This is a genomic window from Salinibacterium sp. TMP30 (assembly GCF_038397785.1).
GTDB lineage: Bacteria > Actinomycetota > Actinomycetes > Actinomycetales > Microbacteriaceae > Rhodoglobus.
This window is the reverse complement of sequence record NZ_CP151642.1, coordinates 837,504-860,247: the sequence shown is the minus strand read 5'-3', so window position 1 is coordinate 860,247 and position 22,744 is coordinate 837,504. Positions and strand designations below refer to the sequence as shown.

At 59.7% G+C, this 22,744-nt stretch carries 21 protein-coding genes and 1 tRNA gene; 11 read left to right on the top strand and 11 right to left on the bottom strand.

The genetic code is table 11. The features are described 5' to 3' along the window. Positions 1-32: 32 nt before the first annotated feature. Entirely contained in the window at positions 33-2,207 is a 2,175-nt protein-coding gene (locus AADH44_RS04155) for an ATP-dependent DNA helicase RecG (protein ID WP_341954239.1), read from the bottom strand. A gap of 106 nt (positions 2,208-2,313) precedes the next feature. On the opposite strand from AADH44_RS04155, the gene rsmD reads away from it, so the two are divergent. Next, positions 2,314-2,898, top strand: a complete 585-nt coding sequence (gene rsmD, locus AADH44_RS04150; RefSeq protein WP_341954238.1) for a 16S rRNA (guanine(966)-N(2))-methyltransferase RsmD — start codon at positions 2,314-2,316, stop codon at positions 2,896-2,898. On the opposite strand, the gene thiL is transcribed toward rsmD, so the two are convergent. Then, positions 2,868-3,860: a thiamine-phosphate kinase gene (gene thiL / locus AADH44_RS04145; RefSeq protein WP_341954237.1), complete on the bottom strand. Its 993-nt coding sequence runs from the start codon at positions 3,858-3,860 to the stop codon at positions 2,868-2,870. The two genes, rsmD and thiL, sit on opposite strands and share 31 nt — an antisense overlap. A gap of 23 nt (positions 3,861-3,883) precedes the next feature. Here thiL and AADH44_RS04140 point away from each other — a divergent pair, with 23 nt between their 5' ends. Continuing rightward, the gene (locus AADH44_RS04140) at positions 3,884-4,414 is read left to right on the top strand and encodes a DUF3515 family protein (RefSeq protein WP_341954236.1); all 531 of its coding nucleotides are present in this window, start codon (positions 3,884-3,886) and stop codon (positions 4,412-4,414) included. 10 nt (positions 4,415-4,424) lie between these two features. Here the strand turns inward: AADH44_RS04140 and AADH44_RS04135 are convergent, their stop codons facing one another. The 6 genes from AADH44_RS04135 to leuC are packed head-to-tail and all read right to left on the bottom strand — an operon-like array spanning position 4,425 to position 10,813. After that, the gene (locus AADH44_RS04135) at positions 4,425-5,579 is read right to left on the bottom strand and encodes a D-alanine--D-alanine ligase family protein (protein WP_341954235.1); all 1,155 of its coding nucleotides are present in this window, start codon (positions 5,577-5,579) and stop codon (positions 4,425-4,427) included. Between the two features lie 3 nt (positions 5,580-5,582). After that, positions 5,583-6,617 carry an NAD(P)H-dependent glycerol-3-phosphate dehydrogenase gene (locus AADH44_RS04130; RefSeq protein ID WP_341954234.1) on the bottom strand — a complete coding sequence of 345 codons (1,035 nt, stop codon included), beginning with the start codon at positions 6,615-6,617 and terminating at the stop codon, positions 5,583-5,585. Further along, positions 6,604-7,374, bottom strand: a complete 771-nt coding sequence (locus tag AADH44_RS04125; RefSeq protein WP_341954233.1) for a lysophospholipid acyltransferase family protein — start codon at positions 7,372-7,374, stop codon at positions 6,604-6,606. The genes AADH44_RS04130 and AADH44_RS04125 overlap by 14 nt, the downstream gene beginning before the upstream one ends. A gap of 6 nt (positions 7,375-7,380) precedes the next feature. Further along, positions 7,381-8,748, bottom strand: coding sequence for a UDP-N-acetylglucosamine 1-carboxyvinyltransferase (gene murA, locus AADH44_RS04120; protein WP_341954232.1), 1,368 nt, complete (start codon positions 8,746-8,748; stop codon positions 7,381-7,383). 8 nt (positions 8,749-8,756) lie between these two features. Further along, a complete protein-coding gene (gene leuD, locus AADH44_RS04115; protein ID WP_341954231.1) occupies positions 8,757-9,353 on the bottom strand; it encodes a 3-isopropylmalate dehydratase small subunit in 597 nt (198 codons plus the stop codon). Then, complete coding sequence (gene leuC / locus AADH44_RS04110) at positions 9,353-10,813, bottom strand: 3-isopropylmalate dehydratase large subunit (RefSeq protein WP_341954230.1); 1,461 nt, start codon at positions 10,811-10,813, stop codon at positions 9,353-9,355. Before leuC ends, leuD begins: the two co-directional genes overlap by 1 nt. A 168-nt stretch (positions 10,814-10,981) precedes the next feature. Here leuC and AADH44_RS04105 point away from each other — a divergent pair, with 168 nt between their 5' ends. Continuing rightward, positions 10,982-12,067 (top strand): Glu/Leu/Phe/Val dehydrogenase dimerization domain-containing protein, encoded by a 1,086-nt coding sequence (locus tag AADH44_RS04105; protein ID WP_341954229.1) that lies wholly within the window; start codon positions 10,982-10,984, stop codon positions 12,065-12,067. Positions 12,068-12,133: 66 nt separating this feature from the next. Here AADH44_RS04105 and AADH44_RS04100 read toward each other — a convergent pair whose 3' ends face one another. Then, entirely contained in the window at positions 12,134-13,135 is a 1,002-nt protein-coding gene (locus AADH44_RS04100; RefSeq protein ID WP_341954228.1) for a TerC/Alx family metal homeostasis membrane protein, read from the bottom strand. Between the two features lie 243 nt (positions 13,136-13,378). Between AADH44_RS04100 and AADH44_RS04095 the strand changes: the two genes are divergently transcribed. Beyond that, entirely contained in the window at positions 13,379-13,747 is a 369-nt protein-coding gene (locus AADH44_RS04095; protein WP_341954227.1) for a thioredoxin domain-containing protein, read from the top strand. Between the two features lie 242 nt (positions 13,748-13,989). On the opposite strand, the gene AADH44_RS04090 is transcribed toward AADH44_RS04095, so the two are convergent. After that, positions 13,990-14,062 (bottom strand) — tRNA-Glu (locus AADH44_RS04090). An 80-nt stretch (positions 14,063-14,142) separates the two neighbouring features. On the opposite strand from AADH44_RS04090, the gene AADH44_RS04085 reads away from it, so the two are divergent. Continuing rightward, entirely contained in the window at positions 14,143-14,607 is a 465-nt protein-coding gene (locus AADH44_RS04085) for a hypothetical protein (protein WP_341954226.1), read from the top strand. Here the strand turns inward: AADH44_RS04085 and AADH44_RS04080 are convergent, their stop codons facing one another. Next, positions 14,608-15,540 carry a diacylglycerol kinase family protein gene (locus tag AADH44_RS04080; RefSeq protein ID WP_341954225.1) on the bottom strand — a complete coding sequence of 311 codons (933 nt, stop codon included), beginning with the start codon at positions 15,538-15,540 and terminating at the stop codon, positions 14,608-14,610. Positions 15,541-15,607: 67 nt separating this feature from the next. On the opposite strand from AADH44_RS04080, the gene AADH44_RS04075 reads away from it, so the two are divergent. The 6 genes from AADH44_RS04075 (at position 15,608) to AADH44_RS04050 (ending at position 22,386) form a co-directional block, all read left to right on the top strand. Then, positions 15,608-16,243: an MBL fold metallo-hydrolase gene (locus AADH44_RS04075; RefSeq protein WP_341954224.1), complete on the top strand. Its 636-nt coding sequence runs from the start codon at positions 15,608-15,610 to the stop codon at positions 16,241-16,243. Between the two features lie 64 nt (positions 16,244-16,307). Next, positions 16,308-16,934, top strand: coding sequence for a TetR/AcrR family transcriptional regulator (locus tag AADH44_RS04070; protein ID WP_341954223.1), 627 nt, complete (start codon positions 16,308-16,310; stop codon positions 16,932-16,934). After that, the gene (locus tag AADH44_RS04065; RefSeq protein ID WP_341954222.1) at positions 16,931-18,601 is read left to right on the top strand and encodes an MDR family MFS transporter; all 1,671 of its coding nucleotides are present in this window, start codon (positions 16,931-16,933) and stop codon (positions 18,599-18,601) included. Before AADH44_RS04070 ends, AADH44_RS04065 begins: the two co-directional genes overlap by 4 nt. A gap of 53 nt (positions 18,602-18,654) precedes the next feature. Then, a complete protein-coding gene (locus tag AADH44_RS04060; protein WP_341954221.1) occupies positions 18,655-19,131 on the top strand; it encodes a hypothetical protein in 477 nt (158 codons plus the stop codon). Beyond that, positions 19,128-20,783, top strand: a complete 1,656-nt coding sequence (locus tag AADH44_RS04055) for a DUF5671 domain-containing protein (protein WP_341954220.1) — start codon at positions 19,128-19,130, stop codon at positions 20,781-20,783. The genes AADH44_RS04060 and AADH44_RS04055 overlap by 4 nt, the downstream gene beginning before the upstream one ends. Before the next feature lie 205 nt (positions 20,784-20,988). After that, the gene (locus AADH44_RS04050; RefSeq protein ID WP_341954219.1) at positions 20,989-22,386 is read left to right on the top strand and encodes a DUF1524 domain-containing protein; all 1,398 of its coding nucleotides are present in this window, start codon (positions 20,989-20,991) and stop codon (positions 22,384-22,386) included. The last annotated feature ends 358 nt before the right edge of the window (positions 22,387-22,744 follow it).

Below are 22,744 nucleotides of genomic sequence, written 5' to 3'. Positions count from 1 at the left end.
CAGGAAAACTCGGCGCAGCACACTGCTGCCGGTTAATTCTTGCCGAGAAATGCTTCGGCGCTCTCATCGAGCCGGCGCTTAAGTGCTTCAGCGAGCGCTGGATGCTCAGCCAACGACGGATCCATAGCCAACACTGTCTGCGCTGCTTCGCGTGCTTCCGTGATGAGCTGCCCATCGTTTGCGACCCGCAACAGCTTCAGGCTCGAACGCCCACCAGATTGCACCCCGCCAAGCACGTCGCCCTCGCGACGCAACTCCAAGTCTTTGTTAGCAAGTTCGAAACCGTCGAGAGTGGATGCCACGGCCTCAACTCGCTCGCGAGCCAACGACTCCACCTCTGCCGCCGTCACAAACAGGCACAGCCCTGGTACGCCACCACGACCAACCCGACCACGCAGCTGGTGCAATTGGGACACCCCGAAACGGTCGGCGTCTAACACAACCATCACCGAAGCATTCGGCACGTCAACACCAACTTCGATCACGGTCGTCGCCACCAGAACATCGATATCTCCGGCGGCAAACGCCCGCATGATCTCGTCTTTCTCGTCGCTCGAGAGCTTGCCATGGAGCGCCTCTATCCGCTTTCCGGCGAGAACCTCATTGCTGCGAAGCGATGCCAGCACCTCGGTGACGTTCGCTATCGGTCGAGGTGGTCCGGCATCTGGATCGTCGGATACGGCGAGCGCAGGCTCGCTGCCGGGCTCTTCAGTCTTGGCATCAATCGCGGGGCACACAACAAAACCCTGTCTGCCGATCGCGAGTTCTTCTGCCAGTCGTTGCCACACTCGCGACACCCAGCCCGGCTTCTCGGCAAGAGGCACAACATGGCTGCTGATGGGTTGCCGGCCCGCCGGCAATTCGGCAATTGATGAGATGTCGAGGTCGCCAAACACCGTCATCGCCACCGTGCGCGGGATGGGCGTAGCAGTGAGCACCAGAACGTGTGGCGGCTTGGACCCCTTCAAGCGCAGTGCTTCACGCTGGTCAACGCCAAACCGGTGCTGCTCATCCACGACAACAAGACCAAGGTCTATGAAAGTGACACTTTCGCCCAGCAACGCATGGGTGCCAATGACAATGCGCGATGCGCCAGAAACAGTCGCCAAGAGCGCCTTCTTGCGCACTGCCGTGGGCAACTGACCAGTGATGATCGTCGGGCGCAACTCTGCCGCCAGATCGGGGCCGAGCGTGCGCACGATCGAGCGGAAGTGCTGATGGGCCAAAACTTCCGTGGGGGCCAACAGCGCTGACTGCCCGCCCGACTGGGCCACCGCGAGCATCGCCCTCAACGCCACCAGCGTCTTGCCCGAACCAACCTCACCCTGAACGAGCCGGTTCATCGGCACCGGCTCAGCCATATCGTGGAATATCTGCTCACCAACCGACTGCTGGTCGCCCGTGAGCACAAACGGCAGGGCCACATCGAAACCCTCAAGTAGCGACCCTGCTGTGCGCGCAGTCGCCTCCGACTCACGCTGCTTCTGACGCTGCTGCAACAGGGCCGCCTGCAAGACGAAGGCCTCCTGAAAACGCAGGGAGTCACGAGCAGCACGCCACTCAGAGTCGACCTTGGGGCGATGAACAAGCTCAAGCGCCTTCGCAAACGGCAACAACTCACGATCGCGACGGACGGCATCCGGCACGGGGTCATCTAGAGGACCCAGAGTGTCGAGCACGACCTCGACCGCTTTCTGGATCTGCCAACTGGCGACGGATGAGGTCGCCGGGTAAATCGGGATGGGCTGCTCGGCCCAGGCCTTTGCCTGTTCGGGCTTCTTCAGCTCAAGCGCATCGCGGTCGAAAAGTTCGTAGTCGGGGTGGGCAAGCTGGCGGGTGCCACGATATTGGCCCACTTTGCCGGCAAAGATTCCGCGCACTCCCGGCGACAGTTCATTGGCGCGCCACGCCTGATTGAAGAAAGTCAGGGTCAGGATGCCCGTGCCATCGCTAATCGACACCTCAAGAATCGAGCCACGCTTGTTGCGCATGGGGCGATTGCGCACTTCGCGCACTTCCGCCACAATCGTCACCGCCTCATCGAGGGGCAACTGGGCAAGAGCCGTCAACTCACCCCGCCGAGCATAGCGCCGCGGAAAGTGAGTCATGAGGTCGCCAACCGTCAGCAGTCCAAGCCCGCGCTGTATCGAGGTAGCGGTGCGCCCGCCCAGCACGGCACTGAGTTTTTGATCGAGGGGCGAGGTCACATAAGAAGAGTACCGGTGGCCACCGGCGTTCACTCCGCGTTCGAGGCTCAGTGCAGTGAGATGCCCAGCCCACTGAGCCGCTCACCCCGGCTAGGCTCGACACGCTATGACTCGCATCATCGCCGGATATGCCGGCTCCCTCACCATCGCCGTACCGAGCGCGGGCACTCGACCCACGAGCGATCGCCTGCGCGAAGCCATCTTCTCCGCCCTCGAAGCGCGCGATGCGATCGCCGGCGCCCGAGTTCTCGACCTCTACGCCGGCACTGGTGCGTTAGGGCTCGAGTCAGCATCCCGCGGAGCGCCACACGTCACCCTCGTAGAAAAAAATCCTCGGGCTGCCGACGCCTGCCGTAAAAACGCGAATCTCATCGCGGCGAAGGCTCCGCGCGGGTCGAAGCCCATCATCCTGACCGCCGCACGTGCCGTTCACACCTTCTTGGAGACATCCGGCGATCAGTGGGATCTCGTGTTCATCGACCCGCCATACGAACTCGGCAATGACGAACTGCTTGTCGCTCTCGAACTGCTTGCGACACAGCTCAGCCCCGATGCGCTGATTGTCATCGAACGCAGCTCTCGCGACCCCGAACCCGTGTGGCCCACCAGACTAGAGCTCGATCGGCGCAAAGACTACGGCGACACCGCGCTCTACTGGCTTCAGCCTGCCGCGCCATTCCACCCGGCGTAAGGATCCCAGCCGCCGCGCTCGGTGTACGCAACACCATCAACGAGCAGGCCCTCGCCGTCAACGACACGACCGATCGCGCGGAAGCCCACCGGCAGCTCAACCGACTGTGGGAACGTCGCCAGCAGCGAATGATCTTCTCCGCCATCGAGTTGCGCTCGACCACCGACCGCCTCGGATGACAGATCAAGAGCGACACCACTGGCGGTAGCAACGCGGCGGGCATCAATCGCAAGCCCATCGCTGAGGTCGAGCATGGCCGTGGCTCCCCCGAGCGATGCTGTCTTTCCGTCGGCGATGGGTGGTGCGGGCCTGAGCTGGGCGGCGACAGCTTCGGGATGCTGTGCAGCGACCTCTGCGGCGGCAGCGGCATCCGGTTCCCCGTCAACGACTCCCTCGTTGAAGAGAAGGCGAAGCCCCTCGGCAGCACGACCGAGGGGGCCAGAAACGGCGACAACGTCACCCACGCGAGCGCCGGAACGCAAGACGGGTGCTCGACCCTCAAGGTCGCCGAAGGCCGTGATCACAATGGTCAGTACTGTCGATACCGAAAGATCGCCACCGATCACTCCGCTGCCGGGAGCGAGTGCCTCGCATGCTTCTCGTAGCCCGTCAGCGATCGCCTCGAGTGACGAGACCGGCGTGTCAGCGGGGGCGGCAATAGCAACGACGAGAGCGGTGGGAACCGCACCCATCGCTGCGACATCCGACAGGTTGGTGGCTGCTGCTTTCCAGCCAAGATCGTAGGGGCTCGACCAGGCAAGTCGAAAGTCGGGGCCGTGAATCATCATGTCGGTGGTGATTACCATGCGCTTGTCTGGGGCAGCAAGTACCGCAGCGTCGTCTCCCGGCCCGATAAGTTCGGCCGCGGCCGAAGGCAGGCGCGGAAAGATGCGCGTGAGGGCATTCAATTCGCCAACCTCGCCGAGCGTGTCACGGTGGTCGCTCTCGCGGTCAATCGTCATATTCTCACGGTAGCCTGAAGCTGATGAGATCGACGACCCGCACCCCCGTTTTCGCCATGCTTGCAGTGGTTCCGTTGCTTGCTTCACTGGCTGGATGCGCGGCAACTGTTCCTCTCGAACCTGCCGATGATGCCGCGAATCCTACCTGCGCCGAGGTTATCGTTCGACTACCCGATACCGTTGCTGGGCTCGATCTGCGCGAAACCAATGCGCAGGGCACGGGAGCGTGGGGAGAACCCGCCAACGTGCTGTTGCGGTGCGGTGTCGCAGTGCCTGAGCCGACCGCCGCGCTGGCCTGTGTCACAGCGCCCACTGACGGCATCGATTGGCTGCGCGACGATAGCGATGCGCCCAACTATGTCTTCACCACCTACGGCCGCGATCCTGCCGTGCAGGTCATCATCGACAGTGATGGTGATCCCGATGTCGAGGGCGATGAGGTATCAGGTTTCGATGCTCTGACAGAATTAGCGGCCGCGGTGAGCCAGATCACCCCAGATCGCTTCTGTGTGGCACTGTCAGACACCACACCGCCCGACGAAGGCTCGGAGTAGTGACTAGCGCCTAGCGAACGGTCTCGAGTCCGAGTTCGATGAGTTCGTCGATCAGTTCGGGGTAGCTCATTCCACTCGCCGCCCAACACTTGGGGAACATCGAGATTGGTGTGAAGCCGGGCAAGGTGTTGATTTCGTTGACCACGAACTCGGTTCCGTCGAAGAAGAAGTCGACCCGGGCGAGACCTGCACCACCAATTGCCTCAAATGCGCGGGCTGCGGTGCGCTGCATTTGCCACAGTTCACCGTCGTGCAGTGGCGCCGGGCAGATCAACTGGGCAGCAGAAACATCAAGGTACTTGGCTTCGAAGTCGTAGAAGTCTCGACCAGTAACCACGATCTCGCCTGCGACACTCACGCGAGTTTCGCCGCCGTCACGACCGGAGAGCACACCGCATTCGATTTCGCGCCCCGTCATTGCTTGTTCAACGAGCGCCGTTGAGTCTTCAGCAAAGGCTCTCGCAAAGGCTGCATCGAGCTCGTCAGGGGTTGTTACTTTGGTGACGCCCACCGAGGAACCGGCCCGAGCCGGCTTCACGAAAACGGGATAGCCGATGCTTGACGCTCGGTGGCGCCAGACGGCAGGTTCGCGTTCCCATTGGAGCGCAGAGACCGTCACCCAGGGGGCAACGGAAACTCCGGCAGCTTCGAGCGCGAGCTTCGTGAAGTGTTTGTTCATGCCCAGTGATGATGCGAGCACCCCATTGCCGACGTAGGGCAGACCGGTGAGCTCAATGAGCCCCTGAATGGTGCCGTCCTCCCCGAAAGGTCCGTGAAGAATAGGGAAGACCACGTCAACATCGCCAAGGCTACGGGTAGCTCCCTCAGCGTCTGTGACGGTGAGTTCTCGGGAGAGCGAAGACTCGGGCCAGCGAACACGCGTGCCGTTGTCGACCACCGTGGGCATGGCATCCGGATTCAGCGTGAACATGTCGGCATCATCGCGCTGCAGAGTGAAGGCACCGTCGCGCGTGATTCCCACCGGGATGACCGTGTACTTGGTTCGATCGATCGCCGAGAGCACACCACCCGCGGTGGCACAGCTGATGCTGTGTTCCGACGAGCGACCACCGAACAGCAGAGCAACCGTGATCGTGGACTTCGCCGCGGTCGTGGGCTGGGACGTCACGGTGGACGTGACCGTTGTGGAGGGCTGGTCCGTCATCATTTACTCCCCCTGAGGAAGATCGTCAGTTGTCAGATGCGGCGCAATATCCCGCGGGGCGAGCGTACCCGCCAACACTTCGGCCACTTGGCTGACGATGGGCATGTCGACGCCCTTAGACAGCGCCAATTCGAGAATCGGTGCGACAGAGGAAAGCCCCTCTGCCGTCTGGTTCATCTGCTTGATCACTTCAGAGAAGCTGTACCCCTGACCGAGTAGGCGGCCGGCGGTATTATTGCGCGACAGCGATGATTCGCAGGTGGCGATGAGGTCGCCAAGCCCCGCAAGACCAGCAAGAGTCTCGGCCCGCGCACCAAAAGCAACCGAGAAGTCGGTCATTTCGGCGAGCCCGCGGGTGATAATCGACGCTTTAGTGTTCTCGCCATAGCCCACACCATCGACGATGCCGATCGCAACGGCGATGAGGTTCTTCAGCACACCACCAAATTCGGTGCCAATAACATCCGTGTTCACAAATGAGCGGAAGTAGCGGTTGCGCGCAGTGACAGCAACCGTGGTCGCCGTTTCGAGGCTTTCGCTGCTCATGACAGCAGCGGTGGGCTGCTCCTTGGCGATTTCTAGAGCGAGGTTGGGTCCGGATGCCACAGCAACACGGTTGGGGTCGATGCCGAGTTCTTGCAAGATGACTTCACTCATGCGCGCCCCGGTGCCCTTTTCGACACCCTTCATGAGCGAGACGATGAGCGCATCCTCGGGGATTAACTCACGAACGATGCGAAGGTTTTCCCGCAACGATTGACTAGGAACAGAGAGGTACACCTGCTCCGCGCCGTCGAGAACCTCATGCAGCTTGTCGCTGGCCCAGAGGGACCGCGGCAGGTTGATTCCCGGCAGGTAGTCGCTGTTGCGCTTCGACTGCGTGATTTCGCGCGCCAACTCAGGGCGTCTTGCCCACAGTGCTACGTCGTTACCGCCGTCCGCAAGGATCTTCGAAAACGTTGTGCCCCAGGAGCCTGCACCGAGAACCGCAACACGGCGGGCCGGAGCGTGGTCGGGGTCGACGTTAGCGTTGCTCAAAACGGCCGATCTCGCTCTGTCCGTGGTCGGCTGGGTTGTAGCGCCCCTTCGGGGCAGTCTCGCCTCGCAACTCTTCGAGTAGTGCAGTGATTGCAGTCATGAGCTTCTCCGTAGCCTCAGCGAGCATCCGCGAATCCAATGGCCTGCCCGCATACTGCGACAGATCTATTGGTTCACCAAAACGAATGTGAACAGTCTTCCGGGGAAAAATACTAATCCGTTTTGAGTATCGCGGCAGAATTTTTTGAGCACCCCAGCTAGCCACTGGGATTAACGGTATTCCGGCCTCCAGTGCCGTGCGAACGGCACCATACTTGCCCCGCATTGGCCACAGGTTGGGTTCACGAGTCAACGAACCCTCGGGATAGACGACAACGGCAAGGCCCTGATCAGCAATCTGGCGGGCAGCTTTCAGGGGGTCGCCGCTCTCGCGGCCACGCGGTACCCGCTCGACGGGCACTTGCCCCGACTTCGTCAGCAACCAGCCCATTACAGGAACTTTAAACACCGAAGCCTTGGCCATGTAGCGCGGCATTCGCCCGACCTTCCACATGGCAACACCAATCACGACAGGATCAATGTTGCTGTAGTGATTCGGTGAAAGTACGAAGGCACCCTGCGCTGGCACGTTGTGCGCGTCGTGAAGCGTATATTTCGACAGCAGCGTCATCGTCGGCAAGATCAAGAACGCGAGTACTCGAAATACTGCCGTCTTCTCAGACTTCACGCGCACCGACCGCTTCGGAATAGACGACACAAGCCCTTAGCTCTCGTAGACGAAGTCGGCGCCAAGTGACTCAAGCTTGTCAATGAAGTGCTCGTAGCCTCGCGCAATGATGCCAATGTTGCTCACCGTCGATTGCCCTTCAGCGGTCAATGCGGCAATGAGGTGGCTGAACCCACCACGCAGGTCAGGAATCTCGACGTCGGCACCGTGAAGGGGTGTCGGGCCAATGATGACGGCTGCCTGCTCAAGGGGGCGACGAGGAACACGGCGACTGATCGATTCAAGCCCCTCCTCGAAGACCTCGATGTTTGCACCCATTTCAATGAGCGCCGAAGTGAAGCCCAAGCGGTTCTCGTACACCGTTTCGTGCACAACCGAGCGGCCCTCAGCCTGGGTGAGCGCAACGATTAGCGGCTGCTGCCAGTCAGTCATGAAGCCGGGGTGCACGTCCGTTTCGATCACCACGGGCTTCAGTTTTCCCCCAGGGTGCCAGAAACGGATCCCGTCTTCAGCAATATCGAACGCGCCGCCGACCTTGCGGAAGATATTCAGAAAAGTCATCAGCTCTTGCTGCTTGGCACCCTCAACGAAGATGTCGCCACCGGTTGCGAGAGCGGCGGATGCCCAACTGGCGGCCTCGTTGCGGTCAAACAGCGCGCGGTGGTTGTAGCCGCTGAGCTTCTCTACGCCCTCAATGAAGATGACGCGGTTGGGCTCAACGTTGATGATGGCGCCCATCTTTTGCAAGATAGCAATGAGATCCATGATCTCGGGCTCGATTGCCGCACCCTTGAGCTCAGTAACGCCCTTGGCGAGCACCGCTGTGAGGAGTACCTGTTCGGTGGCTCCGACGCTCGGGTAGGGAAGGTCGATGTCGGCCCCGTGCAGACCATCGGGAGCGGTGAGGCGAATACCTTCGTAGCTCTTGTCGACGACAGCACCGAACGCACGCAGAGCATCCAAATGGAAGTCAATGGGGCGGTCACCGATGCGGCAACCACCGAGGTCGGGGATGAGAGCTTCGCCGAGACGGTGCAGCAGTGGTCCACAGAACAGGATCGGGATGCGGCTCGAGCCGGCAAGCGCATCAATCTTGGCGAAGTGGGCCTTGAGCACGTTTTTGGGGTCAAGGGTAAGTTCACCATCGCCGGTCTCAGTGACGGTTACGCCATAAGCTTCGAGCATTCCGGTAACAACGCGAACGTCGCTGATGGCGGGTACATCTTTGAGCACACTGGGGGTGTCTGCAAGCAGCGCGGCAACCATCGCTTTTGTCGCGAGGTTCTTGGCACCGCGAACGTTGATGCGTCCACGAAGGGGCTTTCCCCCATTAATAACGATCTGGTTAGAAAGCAAACCGGTTCGCTTGGCTGCCGATGTTGCGTCTTGAGCCAAAGAATTCATCATTACCTCTACTTCGCTGGCAAAGTTGTGGGTCGCCATGCTTCTCGGCGGCTTTCGAACTCCGTGATATCTGTTTCGTTTCTTAAAGTCAGGCCGATGTCGTCGAGCCCTTCGAGCAAACGCCACCTAGTGTAATCATCTATCTCGAAAGTGAACTGGGTCGTGCCTGCGGTTACAGTGCGAGCCTCAAGATCGACTGTCACTTCGAGCCCCGGTTCTGCATCAATGAGCGCCCAGATTGTTTCGATTTCTTCTTCTGTTAGCTGGGCGGCGAGGAGGCCCTGCTTGCCGGAGTTTCCGCGGAAGATGTCGCCAAAGCGCGAACTGAGTACTGCCTGAAAGCCATAGTCGCGCAACGCCCAGACCGCGTGTTCGCGGCTGGAGCCGGTGCCGAAGTCGGAACCGGCTACCAAGATTTTGCCGTGGGTGAATGGCTCGCGGTTGAGAATGAAGTCGGGGTCTTGGCGCCACGCAAAGAACAGCGCGTCGTCGAATCCGGTTTTGGTTACTCGTTTGAGAAACTCCGCCGGAATGATCTGGTCGGTGTCGACATTGCTGCGCTTGAGCGGAACAGCGATTCCGCTGACGGTGGTGACCTTCTCCATTAGCGCGACTCCTCTGCGGTAGTGCTGGTCGAAACAACTTGCTCAGGCAGTGGGCTGTTGTCGAGATCCCACGGGCTCGATAAGGTCCCACGGATGGCGGTGGCTGCGGCAACGAGTGGAGATACGAGATGCGTGCGCCCACCTTTGCCCTGGCGGCCCTCGAAGTTGCGGTTGCTTGTTGATGCGCAGCGCTCCCCCGGAGCCAACTGGTCGGGGTTCATTCCGAGACACATCGAGCAGCCGGCAAAGCGCCATTCGGCACCAAATTCTTCGACGATCTTGTCGATGCCTTCAGCTTCTGCTTCGAGGCGCACACGGGCTGAGCCAGGAACGACCATGACACGAACGTGGTCGGCTTTTTTGCGGCCCTGAATGATCGAGGCGAACGCACGCAAGTCTTCAACGCGGCTGTTGGTACACGACCCCATGAAGACGGCATCCACTCGGATGTCTTTCATGGGCATGCCTGCGTCGAGCGCCATGTATTCGATTGCCCGTTCGGCGGAGGCTCGTTCATTAGCGTCGGCGATCTCAGCGGGGATGGGAACGTTGTTACTGAGCGAAACGCCCTGGCCGGGGTTGGTGCCCCACGTGACGAAAGGTTCAAGGGTGTTCGCATCGAGGAAGACTTCGGCATCGAAGACGGCATCGTCATCAGTGGCGAGCGTGTTCCAGTACTCGATGGCGGCATCCCAGTCGGCACCTTCTGGCGCATGTGGGCGCCCCTTGAGGTAGTCGTAGGTGATCTGGTCGGGTGCGATCATGCCCGCACGGGCGCCAGCTTCGATCGACATGTTGCAGATCGTCATGCGGCCCTCCATAGAGAGGGAGCGGATGGCGCTGCCGCGGAATTCGAGCACGTAGCCTTGGCCACCGCCGGTTCCGATCTGCGCGATGACGGCAAGGATGATGTCTTTTGCGGTCACGCCGGGGCGCAACTCGCCATCAACGGTGATTGCCATTGTCTTGAAGGCTTTGAGCGGAAGGGTTTGGGTGGCGAGCACATGCTCGACTTCGCTCGTGCCGATTCCGAAGGCCATCGCACCGAAGGCACCGTGGGTACTGGTGTGCGAATCGCCGCAGACGACGGTGATGCCGGGCATGGTGAGGCCCAGCTGCGGGCCAACAACGTGAACGATTCCCTGTTCAATGTCGCCGAGCGAGTGCAGTCGCACGCCGAACTCTTTCGCGTTGTTGCGCAGAGTATCGATCTGGGTGCGACTCGTGAGGTCGGCGATTGGCTTGTCGATAGCCAGCGTTGGGGTGTTGTGGTCTTCGGTTGCAATGGTGAGGTCGGGGCGGCGAACAGGGCGGCCGGCCATCCGAAGTCCGTCAAATGCTTGAGGGCTTGTGACTTCGTGCACAAGGTGAAGGTCAATGTAGATGAGGTCTGGGGTGCCGTCTGCCCCCGTGACGACGAGATGGTCGTCCCACACTTTCTCTGCCAGGGTCTTGCCCATCGCGCACCTCTTTCAGATCAATGATCGCGCCGTAAACTGCGCGGCTCAATCTCTCTAGTCTACTTCTGTATGACTCGGCGGTAGGCTGACCTCAGCGCACCACCCTCGCGCTACCACCACTTGCCATTTTGTTGTTTTGCCCACAAGGCCCAAAAGCAGGAGAAGTCCATGATCATGCAACCGTCAACGACGTTGGAAGCACCGGTATCCGCAATCGAAAATGCGGAATTCACCCACGAGAACGTGCTCGTTTCTACGGGTAAACGTTCCGGCCTCGTTATTAGTGTCGCTGTCCATTCCACCGTCCTCGGTCAGGCTCTCGGCGGTGCGCGGATGTGGAATTACCCACACTGGACGGATGCCGTCGCAGACTCGCTGCGACTCTCTGCCGCGATGACGCTCAAGAACTCTGCCGCCGGGCTCAATCGTGGTGGCGGCAAGTCGGTCATCCACATCCCGATGGGCGTTGTGCTCACAGCCGAGCAGAAGCGTGCCGCAATGCTCGACCTCGGCGACGCCATCGAAAGCCTCAACGGCGCGTACATGACCGCCGAAGATGTGGGCACGAGCGCCGAACTGATGTCTGTCGTCGCCGAGCGCACCGAGCACGTCTGTGGCCTGCCCGCCGATCAGGGCGGCGCCGGTGAACCTGCGGATGCTACTGCCGCCGGGGTGCACGCAAGCATTCTTGCCACCTGCGAAGCTTTGTTCGGCACTCGCGATGTTGCCGGGCGTCACCTCGTCATTTCTGGACTCGGCCAGGTCGGTGGACGACTCGCTCGCTCGCTCACGGCAGCGGGCGCTGTGCTCACCGTTACCGATGTGAACCTCGACCGTAAGCTGCTCGCCGCCGAGCTTGACGCCAATTGGGTTGACGCCGATGAGGCTCACAGCGTGGTTGCCGACATCTACGTTCCGTGTGGAATGGGCGGCGCTCTCAGCCCCCGCGTCATCCGTGAACTCAACGTCAGCGGTGTGGTGGGTGCAGCTAACAATCAGCTCGCTCAGAATGATGGTGCCGAAGCACTCGCCGAGCGCGGCATTCTGTGGGCACCCGACTTTGTGGTGAACGGTGGCGGTGTGATCTACCTCGACATGGCATCAGCCCCTGACGCGGATGCGGATGCTATTGCTCAGCGCGTTGAAGCAATCGGCGACACTGTTGCGGCAATCTTCCGCGATGCTGCCGCTCAGGGCATCACGACGTTGGATGCGGCCGAGCGTCTCGCCCAGTCGCGACTCGTCACCGTCTAACGCTCAGGGGAGCGCGGTGCTCGCAGTGTGAGCTAGTGCTCGGGGCGCTGCACCGCGCGACGGCAGCTACTTGCTGTCGATGTCGGCGGGTGTGCGCCTCTTGTCGCGACTGATCTTCGCGAGGCTCGCGACCACTGCGACGGCCATCGACACAAGAATCACGATGAGCGACACCCACGTGCTGATTTCGGGCGCCCACAGCACTGGCTCTCCCCCGTTGATAAACGGCAGTTCGTTAACGTGCAGCGCGTGCAGGAACAGTTTCACACCGATAAACCCGAGTACGAAGGCGATGCCGTAGTGCAGGTATTCGAGTTTGTCGATGAGGTCACCGAGCAAGAAGTAGAGCTGGCGCAGGCCCATGAGGGCGAAAATGTTGGCCGTGAATACGATGAACGGGTCGGTGGTGATGCCGAAGATCGCCGGGATCGAGTCAATCGCGAAAACGAGGTCAGTGATGCCGAGAGCCACAAATACGACAAGGATCGGTGTGAAGATCTTTTTACCGTCGATCACGGTGCGTATTTTGCCGCCGTCGAACTCCGGCGAAATGTTGATGTGCTTGCGCAAGAACAGGATGATTCCGCTTTCGGTCTCTTCCATGCTGGCGTGGTCCTCAAACACTTGGCGAATCGCCGTGTAGAGCAGGAACGCACCGAAAATGTAGAAGATGAAGCTGAAGTTCTCGATCAGTTGTGCACCGAGCAGAATAAAGATTCCGCGGAGCACTAACGCGATCAGGATACCCACCATCAGCACCTCTTGCTGGTACTTTCGCGGCACCGAGAAGCGAGCCATGATGAGCACGAACACAAAGAGATTGTCAATCGAGAGACTGTATTCGGTGACCCAACCGGCAATGAATTGCCCGGCTTGCTCTACGTCGCCGAGCAGGAACATCATGAGGGCGAAAATGAGCGCGAGGCTCACGTAGAAGCCCACCCACAGTGCGGACTCGCGAGTGCTGGGAATGTGCGGGCGTTTGTAGGCCAGGATCAGGTCCGCTGCAAGAATCAGCAGCAGAACCGATAGGGAAGCTGCTTCAAACCAGATCGGCAGGGTAGTCAAGGAAATCCAATCACGGTTTCGAGGCACTGCAAGTATCGAAAGTCTCTCCCGCATCCGCAAGAATTATGGATGCCGTTGCCCCGGAGCCACTACTGAGTGGGTCGTATTGACGAGTACAACGAGGTGGGATACTCCCCTTCGCGTCCCCAATCATAACCGACGCACTCCTGCGGGCTGTGTGCTTTCTCCCCATTTTTGCCGCGTTTGGGCTCTTTGCCCTCGTCGCAGCGTTCGTCTTCGTCTATGTCAACGACGGTGGTAGTGACAGCCGGTGAGAGGCCGAGCGATGGGTCGGCGGCGCAACCCCGCGCATCCGCGGTTGCCAGCGACTCGCGCTACATCGACGAGGTGGGGCCGGCTGCTGTCACTGTGGTCGAGTTCCTCGACTTCGAGTGCGAAGCGTGTGCCTACTTCCACCCCTTCGTTGAAGAACTGCGTGCCGTGTACGACGGTGAGATCAATTATGTCGTGCGCTACTTTCCGCTGCCCATTCATCGCAGTGGGATGGATGCGGCAATTGCTGCAGAAGCTGCCGCCCAGCAGGGCCAATTTGAGGGCATGTATCAGCACCTCTTCGAAACACAAGGAAGCAGACTTTACCGCAGGTGTTGAGTTGGGTGTAAGTAGTACCCCCACGTTTTTTGTCAACGACCAACCTGTCGCGATTGAGCGACTCGAGGACTTGCCCGCTGCGATCGATGCAGCGCTCACGCGCTAGAACACCAGCGGCGACCGGGTATTGTCCCGGCCAAGCGCTGCGCCCAGACCGCTGAACCAGATCCCTGAATTGGTCACCCGTTAACGACGAAAGTCCCGGCCTTGTTCACACGAACATGACCGGAACTTTGCTACTGTGACCCCAGCGGGATTCGAACCCGCGTTACCGCCGTGAGAGGGCGGCGTACTAGGCCTCTGTACGATGGGGCCGTCACAACAACTAGAAAAGTATGCCACAACTTTGGGGCATTTTTTTCCACCACCACCAATTCTGAACCACAGGAACACTCTTGACTGTTACCACGCGTGCCACCAGTGCGGCACTCCTCGCGACGGCCCTGCTCGCCGCCGTCGCCGGGTGCTCGCTTCTCTACCCGGAGATTCCCCGTGACGACAACGGTCAGGTTCTTGAGCCGACCGTCATCGGCTCGACCGAACTGCTTGTTGGCGACTGCTTCAGCTTTGTTGACGGCAGCAACCTCAGTGAAGCAGAAGTCACCCCCTGCACCGCCGACCACACCCACATCGTGATTGCTAAGGGAGAACTGACGAAGGCAGGAATTAGCGAAGCTGGCGGTGTGCAAAACGCTGTCTCGTCATCCTGTTCTGAGACGTTTGCCGCCTTCAAAGAGACTGTTACTGAAGGCGCTCGCCCCGACCAAGAGTTCATCATCTCCGAACGCAGCACCGATGAGGGTGTGCTGATGACGGACTACGCCTGCATCGCGACAGATGCGCCAACGCCTGAATCGTAGCTAGGGGCTCTGGTCGAGAATATTCAGCACACCGGGCACCATCTCGATGTCGATCGGCAGCGCAGCAAAACGTTCCCCATCGGCATAGGCCGTGATGCCCACAGATTCGATGCGGATGTTCTTTGCGCGGTACACCGTGACGCGCGGATCAGTAAGATGCTTACCGCTAAATACGCGCGGGAAGACGCGCAAGAAAGCCAACCGCGAGAGAGCTTCGACAACAAGAACGTCGGCAAGACCGTCATCCACCAGAGCATTCGGTGTTACTTTCATGCCGCCCCCGAGCGACACGTTATTGCCAACGCTGATGAGAGCGCCGGTGGTCTCGACGACCCTGTCATCGATCGTGAGCGTGTACTTGATGGCGCGCAGACGCAGCAGCTCAATGATGAGAGCGACGGTGTAGCGCCTCGGGCCCTTCGGCCAGGACATCAGGTTGGCGCGCTCATTGACAATCGCATCGAAACCGGCGGATAGCACGCTCGCAAACCAGCGGGTTGCGGCAGTGCCGGTAGCGTCGTCAACGTAGGCGACACTGCCAGCATCGATCGCTCGCGACGGCCGAGCGAGACCGCGCACAATACTGGCGATAGCGGCATCCGTGTCATCAAACGGGATACCTAAACCGCGAGCCATATCATTGCCGGTGCCCGACGGAATAATGCCGAGGGGCACCTTCGTTTTAGCGACCAGATTGGTGCCGAGATTGACCATGCCATCACCGCCAACAACGAGCAGAGCATCCGGCTTCTTGGCAACAGCTTTACGGCCGCGCTTCAGCAACAGCGCAAAGTTGGGCTCCTCAAGAGCGGTCACCTCATGGCCGAGCGCACGCAGCGCCTCAACAACTTGAGGGCCCACATGCTTGCCTTTGCCAAAAGACGCAGTCGGATTAATGGCAACAACAAGACGAAGGGGTTTGATCGACTCCACGTGCCCAGTATGTCGCACCACCCCGCTCCCGGATGCACCGGCTGCGACACCGGTCTAGGCTCGTGGCATGAACGTCACCAAGTATGAGCACGCCTGCCTCGTTCTTGAACACGAGAACCAACGCCTCGTTATCGACCCCGGCGGCTTCACTGAGCCTCTGCCGTCACTCGAGAACGTGACCGCGATTGTGATCACCCACCAGCACCCCGACCACTGGACTGGCGAACAACTTGCGCGCATTCGCGAAAACAATCCCGATGCGCCCATCTTCGGGCCCGCCGGTGTCGCGGCCGCTGCCAGTGACTGGAACGTCACGACAGTCGTCGACGGCGCGAATGAAACCGTTGGTGCGTGGACACTCGAGTTCTTTGGTGGCGAGCATGCCGTTATCCACGAATCGATTCCGGTAATCGACAATCTGGGGGTGCTGGTGAACGGCGAGTTTTGGTATGGCGGCGACTCATTCACGGTGCCGCCCAAGCCTGTAGCAAGCGCGGCAATTCCTGCGGGCGCTCCGTGGCTGAAGATCAGTGAGGTCATGGATTATGTGGCCGAGCTTGCCCCGCAGCGTGCGATTCAGACCCACGATGCTGTGCTCTCTGACAAGGGACTCTCGCTGGCGGCGGCGCGCATTACGGATGTCATGGCTGGCTATGGTGGCGAATTCACGGTGCTGCAGCCTGGCGAGTCGCTCGCGCTTTAACCTCAAAGCATCCTCACAGCTTTTTGCAGTTGTGCATTTTTGCAGTCTCTGCAAATATTGCTGAGTGCCTGCTACTGTTCCCCTCGGTCTTCGCGACCGCAAACGACTCGAAACGCGACTGCGTATTGAGACTGCTGCTGTCGAAATCGTCACCGCTGAGGGTCTCGATGGCGCCACTGTTGACATGATCAGCGAGCGCGCCAAAATCTCACCGCGCACGTTCTTCAACTATTTCGAAAGCAAAGAGGATGCCATTCTCGGCATCCAGGAGATGAGCGAAGTGCAGCGCGCAATCGCGTCTGGTGTCGCCGCCGCCGAAACTGACGACTTGGTTGCCGCGATCGTCTCCACAATGTTCCAAATTTTTGGCCCCATGGCCAAACAAACTCACCTCAAAGCTCAGCGGATGCTTCTCGTCAAAGAGAACCCCCGTCTGCTGAGCAGACAGGTTCACCAGTTCACGCAACTGAACAGCACAATGGCTGCCGCCGTTGTTGAATTCCTCACCAAGCAAGAAGCTACGCTCCCCCGCGACCCTGAACATATCGCCGAGATTGCTGTCGCGACTTGCGTCGCATCCGTTCGAATCGCCGTGAAGGAGTGGATCGCTGATGGCGCTACTGCCGACATCAACTCCATGTACCTGCGCGCGGTCGGACTTACACGAGAAACCCTAGAAGCCCTGAAATGACAACTACGAACGAACCCGAAGTCATGACCACGAGTGACCCGGCAGCTAAACGCAGCATTCTGCTCCTGTTTGCTGGCCTCATGGTCACCATGTTGCTTTCGGCTCTCGACCAAACGATTTTTAGCACCGCACTCCCGACGATTGTGGGCGAGCTCAATGGTGTAAACCACATGCTGTGGGTGACGACCGCGTACATTTTGGCGTCGACCATCATGATGCCGGTCTACGGAAAGCTTGGTGACCTCGTTGGTCGCAAAGGCCTCTTCATTGGTGCCATCAGCATCTTCATGATTGGTTCGGTTGTCGGTGGCCTTGCCCCCGATATGACCTGGCTGATAATTGGGCGCGCCGTTCAGGGTCTTGGTGGCGGTGGCCTCATGATCCTGTCGCAGGCGATCATCGCCGATGTGGTTCCTGCTCGCGAGCGCGGCCGCTACATGGGTGCCATCGGCGGTGTCTTCGCTCTCGCCAGTGTTGCTGGCCCGCTGCTCGGTGGCTGGTTCACGGAGTCCATCGGATGGCGGTGGGCGTTCTGGATGAACCTTCCCCTGGGTGCGCTCGCGATTTTCGCTGCCGTGACCCTGCTCAAGTTGCCAAAGTCGAGTAAGCGCAAGCCCACTATCGACGTTGCCGGCATGGTCTTGTTGGCTATCACCTCGACGGCGATTGTGCTTGTCACAACGTGGGGTGGAACGCAGTATGACTGGGATTCACTCATCATCATCGGTCTGGGCGCCCTCGCGGTCGTCGCTGGCTTCTCCTTCGTGATGGTGGAGCGCGCTGCTGCAGAGCCGATCATGCCATTGCACATGTTCAAGGAACGCAACTTTATGCTGACTACGGCATCCGGTCTCATTACGGGTGTCGCCATGTTTGGTGCTATCGCGTACATGCCGACCTACCTGCAGATGGTGACGGGTGTGAATGCTACCCAGGCTGGGCTGTTGATGATCCCGATGATGGCTGCGCTGCTGGTGAGCTCGGTTGGTTCTGGGCAGCTGGTGAGCCGCACTGGTCGCTACAAGTGGGTTCCGATTACGGGCGCGATTTTCATCGCGATTGGGCTTTCCTCGCTCTCGACAATGACCCCCGATTTGCCGATCTGGATTCTCTGCTCGTACCTTGCGGTGCTGGGGCTGGGTCTCGGTATGAGCATGCAGATTCTGGTGCTGATTGTGCAGAACACGTTCCCGAATTCGCAGGTGGGTACCGCGACGGCGTCGAATAACTACTTCCGCCAGATTGGCGCCTCCGTGGGTACGGCGGTTGTCGGCAGTCTGTTTGTCGCTCGCCTCACCGAACTCCTTGACACACGACTTCCGGCTGCCGCTGCGGGTGCCACAGGCAACACGAACTCGTTGACGCCGGCGGCAGTGCGTGACCTTCCGGATGCTGTGCGCGGGATCATCGTCGGCGCCTATAACGACTCCCTGACTCCGGTGTTCCTCTATATGGTGCCACTGGTGCTTCTCTCGGCGGTGCTGTTGGCGTTCATAAAAGAGGTTCCGCTGGCGACAACGATCACGCGCGACGAACCCACCGAAACCCTCAACGTGCTCGGTACCGACGACACAGGCGTCGGTGCGAATCCGGATGCTGAATCTCACGAACAGACGACCGTCAGCGACCATACCGGCGCCACGTCCATTATTCGCAGCCAACCGTAGATCTCGGTGGCTGCGATCTCACAGATTGCCGCCACTAGCCCTTGGTGCCTTCAATGAGTGATGATGTCCTCATGGAGTCTCACGCAGCTCGACCAGATCGCACACTTATCGCGATCCTTTCCATCATTGCCGCCATTGTGGTGATCGCCCTCGTGGTGGTGTTCACTCGCGGAGGGCCAGCGGATGTAGACCCCACAACACCGGAAGGTGTCGTGCAGTCCTATTCGCGGGCGATGGTCGCGAGCGATTACAACACGGCCCAGGATTTTCTCGCTTCTGATGTTCGCGAGAATTGTGAACGGGCTGAGCCGAACGCAATTGAAGGCCTGCGGATGACCGTCACTTCGTCGACGGTCAACGGCGACACCGCGGTGGTGCGGGTGACGATGGAGTATGGCGGCGGAACATTCGGTGGCTCAAATTACAGCTACGACGGGGCGTTCTCTCTGGTTCAAGAGGACCGGCTCTGGAAGGTCCAAACTAGTCCTTACGAACTGACGCTGTGCTACGACCAAGGGTTGGGCGAATGACCTCAACGACATCGCGCCCCAGCGCCACACCTCCTCCCAGCACGACACCTGCGGTTGGCGGTGTGCAAACAGTGCGGCGAGTGATCACGTATCTGTTGCTCGCCACTACGGTGATCATCGCGGCGAGCGGACTGAGCGGTCTCCTAGAACGACTGCTCACAGTGAACCTCGTCGAGGTGAGTTTTGATAACTTCGGTCTGGCAACGTCGTTGGCCTCCGCCCTCATCGCTGGTCCGCTTGCTGCACTGTTGTGGTGGTTGACGTGGCGTGACTCAGCGAGCGCGCGAGATCGGGCATCCGTCGTCTGGCCGGTGTACCTGGTGATTTTGTCCACTTCAGCTCTGCTTACCTCCACGATTGCGCTATTTTCGTGGACTGCTAATGCCATTACCTCCGGTTGGGATCCGTACGGTCTCTCCGTGGGTATCGTGTGGGGGCTGGTGTGGCTGTGGCATTACTGGATGTGGCGGCATCCCCGCAAGGGACCAACAAGGTTGCCCGGTGCCGCGCCTGCGATCGCGTCCCTCATCGGGCTGATTTATCTTGCCGGCGGTCTGGCTTTTGCTCTGGGGCGACTCATCGACTCTGCTGTCGACAGCATCTTGGGCAGTGTCGTGGTCGGCGATCCTGTGTGGCAGCTTGTGTTGCAGCCACTCGTGTGGGCCGCTGGCGGCGTGCTGCTGTGGTGGTGGCATTGGTTCCGGGTGGGGGTGCGAACGCAGTCGTTCGGGTTTACTAACGTGCTCCTCGTCTTCATTGCGGGGGTTGCCTCGTATGCCGTGCTCGCGTTGGGTTTCACGCTAACTCTCTCTGTAGTTCTCGAGTTAGTGACGGGGCTCGACCAACCGATCGCTGTCACGCTTGATCCGCTAGGGATGGCGATTGCCAGTGCGGTCGTCGGTGCACTGGTGCTTGTGTATCACGCCCGTGTTGTCACTGCGCAATCCGCTGGGGTTCGAGCAGCGACTAGGTTGGCCAGCGCGGGTGTTGCGTTGGCGTATGCGGCTTCCGGTGTCGGCGTGACGCTGAATGCGCTGCTGGCAACGTCGAGCAATTCAATCCTCGAGGGCAACATCCGCAGCCTGCTGCTTGGTGGGCTGAGCGCGCTGCTCGTCGGCGGTGTGTTGTGGTGGATGACGTGGCGTCCACTGGAGGCGTCAACCCCCGAACGCGTAGCGACTCCGGGGCGGCGTATCTACCTCGTGATCATTTTCGGTGTGAGTGCTCTGGTGGCACTCATCACGTTGCTGGTGATCGGGTTCCAACTATTCTCCTTCTTGCTTGATGGGGGCAGCGGTGAGAGCTTCATCGAACGTTCCCGCCAGGCACTCGGGCTCCTCACGGCGACGGTGCTCGTCGCGACGTACCATTTCGCGATCTGGAATCGGGATCGCGTCTCAGACGTCCGTGAGGAACGGGTTCGCCGCATCGACCAGGTGATGCTCGTAACCTCCAACGACAGCGCCGAACTCGTCGATGCCGTACGCGCCTCAACCGGCGCGCGGGTGACCGTGCTCATGCGAGCGGATGCCGTTCAGCGGGAGCCGGAAGTCGCGGAAATCGTTGCTGCCCTCGAGGGTATTGAGGCCGGCAACGTGCTGGTTGTGGCGGGAGTGAAAGGCAAGGTCGCGGTCATCCGGCTCAAAGGTTGAGTGCTGATGTTCTCTGCTTGAGGCCCTCAACGATTTTGAGAGTTCACCGCCACCGATTCCAGCCTTCTTGAGGTCTTGCGGCGTTAGATAACAGATCTAGTTCATGGCGCTGAGACAGTGTCGTCAATCTAATCGTGAAGCCCCGTTGTGGGGCTGACGGGCATCCAGCGCTTCTGGGAAGGTTGGACCGATACCGGAGGCACACATGGCTTGGCCACGATCTAAAAACAAGAGAAATCCCAATGCACCTCTGGCACCCGCCGGCTGGTACGACGATGGCTCAGGGAAGAACCGATGGTGGGATGGGCTTGAGTGGAGTGATAAATTCGCCTCGAAAAACACGCCAGCAGTGAGTCACTCGCCTGAATGGTTTAAGCCAACGATCAGCACCTGGGTCGTAGGGGCGAGTGTCGCGCTATTCGCGTTAGTTGCGCTCGTAAGCCAGGGCATTGCTTCAATGCTTATTCTCATAGCGCTCTTCGGCGTATTCACTGGACTTTATGTGCTTGTCAGCGGCCGACGCTCGTGGGCCTCAGTGCCGTCACGAAAGGTCGGCGGAATCGTTATTGCAGCGAGCCTGTTCGCGACGTTTGTCGGTGGTGCGGTCGGTGGCAGCAACATCGCGGCGCAACCAGTCGCCGACGGTGTGGAGATATCCGAGAAAGCCGCACCGTCTCCTTCGCCCACTGCGACTCCAACAGCAACTGCCGCTGCGAGCGCACGATTCACCGTGGATGCGCCTGCCGATCCTGAGACTGTTACTGTTCCATCCGCTGAAGCGTCAGTGAGCATTTCCGATACTTCGATTACTGACACGACAGCACTTGCACTCTTGACCAAAATCCCTGTGAAGGGAAAAGCCCCGAAGACCGGCTACGTCCGAACAACCAAATTCGGAGCTGCTTGGATGGATGTGGACCGCAACGGCTGCGATACGCGCAACGACATCCTGAACCGTGATCTGACTCAGACTACCAAGAACGGAATGTGCAAGGTGCTAACCGGGCAGCTCATCTCACCATTCACTAACGCGCAGATAGATTTTATTAGGGGAAACACTACGTCAGCCCTAGTGCAAATCGATCACGTCGTGTCGCTCTCCAATGCGTGGCAAACTGGTGCACAGCAATTGACTCAAGAGCAAAGGATTTCTCTTGCCAACGACCCAATCAATCTTCTCGCGGTCGATGGAAAGTCGAACGCCCAGAAAGGCTCAGGAGACACTGCGACTTGGCTACCATCTAACAAGAGCTTCCGCTGTGAATACGTTGCTTCTCAGATTTCTGTCAAAGCCACATACGGGCTGTGGGTGACTACAGCTGAATACGACGCGATGGTACGTGTGCTCGATACTTGCCCTAACCAGCGAGCGGTAACCTCGGCGTTCACACCGGCGCCCGCACCGCCGCCCGTCGTCGCAGCACCAACACCAGTACCCGCACCGGCACCCGCACCTGCGCCCGCCCCCGCAGCACCGGCCTACGCGTATTACAAAAACTGCACTGCGGTGCGTGCCGCCGGTGCGGCTCCGCTCTACGCAGGCCAGCCGGGCTACGAAACACCGCGTCTCGACCGCGACGGTGACGGGGTGGCTTGCGAGTAAGCGCGCAACACAACGAACGGAAACAGGAGAATTCCGGCGGCTGAGCTCCGGCGACCGTCGAAGCTATAGCGGGCAGATCCCTGCGGACGTTTCGTCGAGGGTCACAGCGCTACACAGCGGCCAAAGCACTTTTGTTTCTTCATTCGGACAGCCACGAAAAGTAGCGAACATAATTTCTCCACACCGTTAACGGTCGCCGGCGGCGATTGCTTCAGCCTCTTCCGTAGTGGCGATAAATACGGCATCTCAAACCCACACGGTTACCAGCGTTCCGCCACATTCGAACTGCGCCGGTTGGTCCGAGTTTGCTTTTCCGTGCTATCCCCTAGGCGACTGCACGCAAACGCCAATTGCAACT

Bases quoted from the DNA above. Each gene is read 5' to 3' on its own strand.
- AADH44_RS04065 (WP_341954222.1), top strand. From the start codon at position 16,931: ATGACAACTACGAACGAACCCGAAGTCATGACCACGAGTGACCCGGCA.
- AADH44_RS04055 (WP_341954220.1), top strand. From the start codon at position 19,128: ATGACCTCAACGACATCGCGCCCCAGCGCCACACCTCCTCCCAGCACG.
- leuD (WP_341954231.1), bottom strand. From the start codon at position 9,353: ATGGAGAAGGTCACCACCGTCAGCGGAATCGCTGTTCCGCTCAAGCGC.
- AADH44_RS04135 (WP_341954235.1), bottom strand. From the start codon at position 5,579: ATGACGGACCAGCCCTCCACAACGGTCACGTCCACCGTGACGTCCCAG.
- AADH44_RS04075 (WP_341954224.1), top strand. From the start codon at position 15,608: ATGAACGTCACCAAGTATGAGCACGCCTGCCTCGTTCTTGAACACGAG.
- AADH44_RS04105 (WP_341954229.1), top strand. From the start codon at position 10,982: ATGATCATGCAACCGTCAACGACGTTGGAAGCACCGGTATCCGCAATC.
- AADH44_RS04050 (WP_341954219.1), top strand. From the start codon at position 20,989: ATGGCTTGGCCACGATCTAAAAACAAGAGAAATCCCAATGCACCTCTG.
- thiL (WP_341954237.1), bottom strand. From the start codon at position 3,860: ATGACGATTGACCGCGAGAGCGACCACCGTGACACGCTCGGCGAGGTT.
- AADH44_RS04095 (WP_341954227.1), top strand. From the start codon at position 13,379: ATGTCAACGACGGTGGTAGTGACAGCCGGTGAGAGGCCGAGCGATGGG.
- AADH44_RS04140 (WP_341954236.1), top strand. From the start codon at position 3,884: ATGAGATCGACGACCCGCACCCCCGTTTTCGCCATGCTTGCAGTGGTT.
- murA (WP_341954232.1), bottom strand. From the start codon at position 8,748: ATGAATTCTTTGGCTCAAGACGCAACATCGGCAGCCAAGCGAACCGGT.
- rsmD (WP_341954238.1), top strand. From the start codon at position 2,314: ATGACTCGCATCATCGCCGGATATGCCGGCTCCCTCACCATCGCCGTA.
- leuC (WP_341954230.1), bottom strand. From the start codon at position 10,813: ATGGGCAAGACCCTGGCAGAGAAAGTGTGGGACGACCATCTCGTCGTC.
- AADH44_RS04060 (WP_341954221.1), top strand. From the start codon at position 18,655: ATGAGTGATGATGTCCTCATGGAGTCTCACGCAGCTCGACCAGATCGC.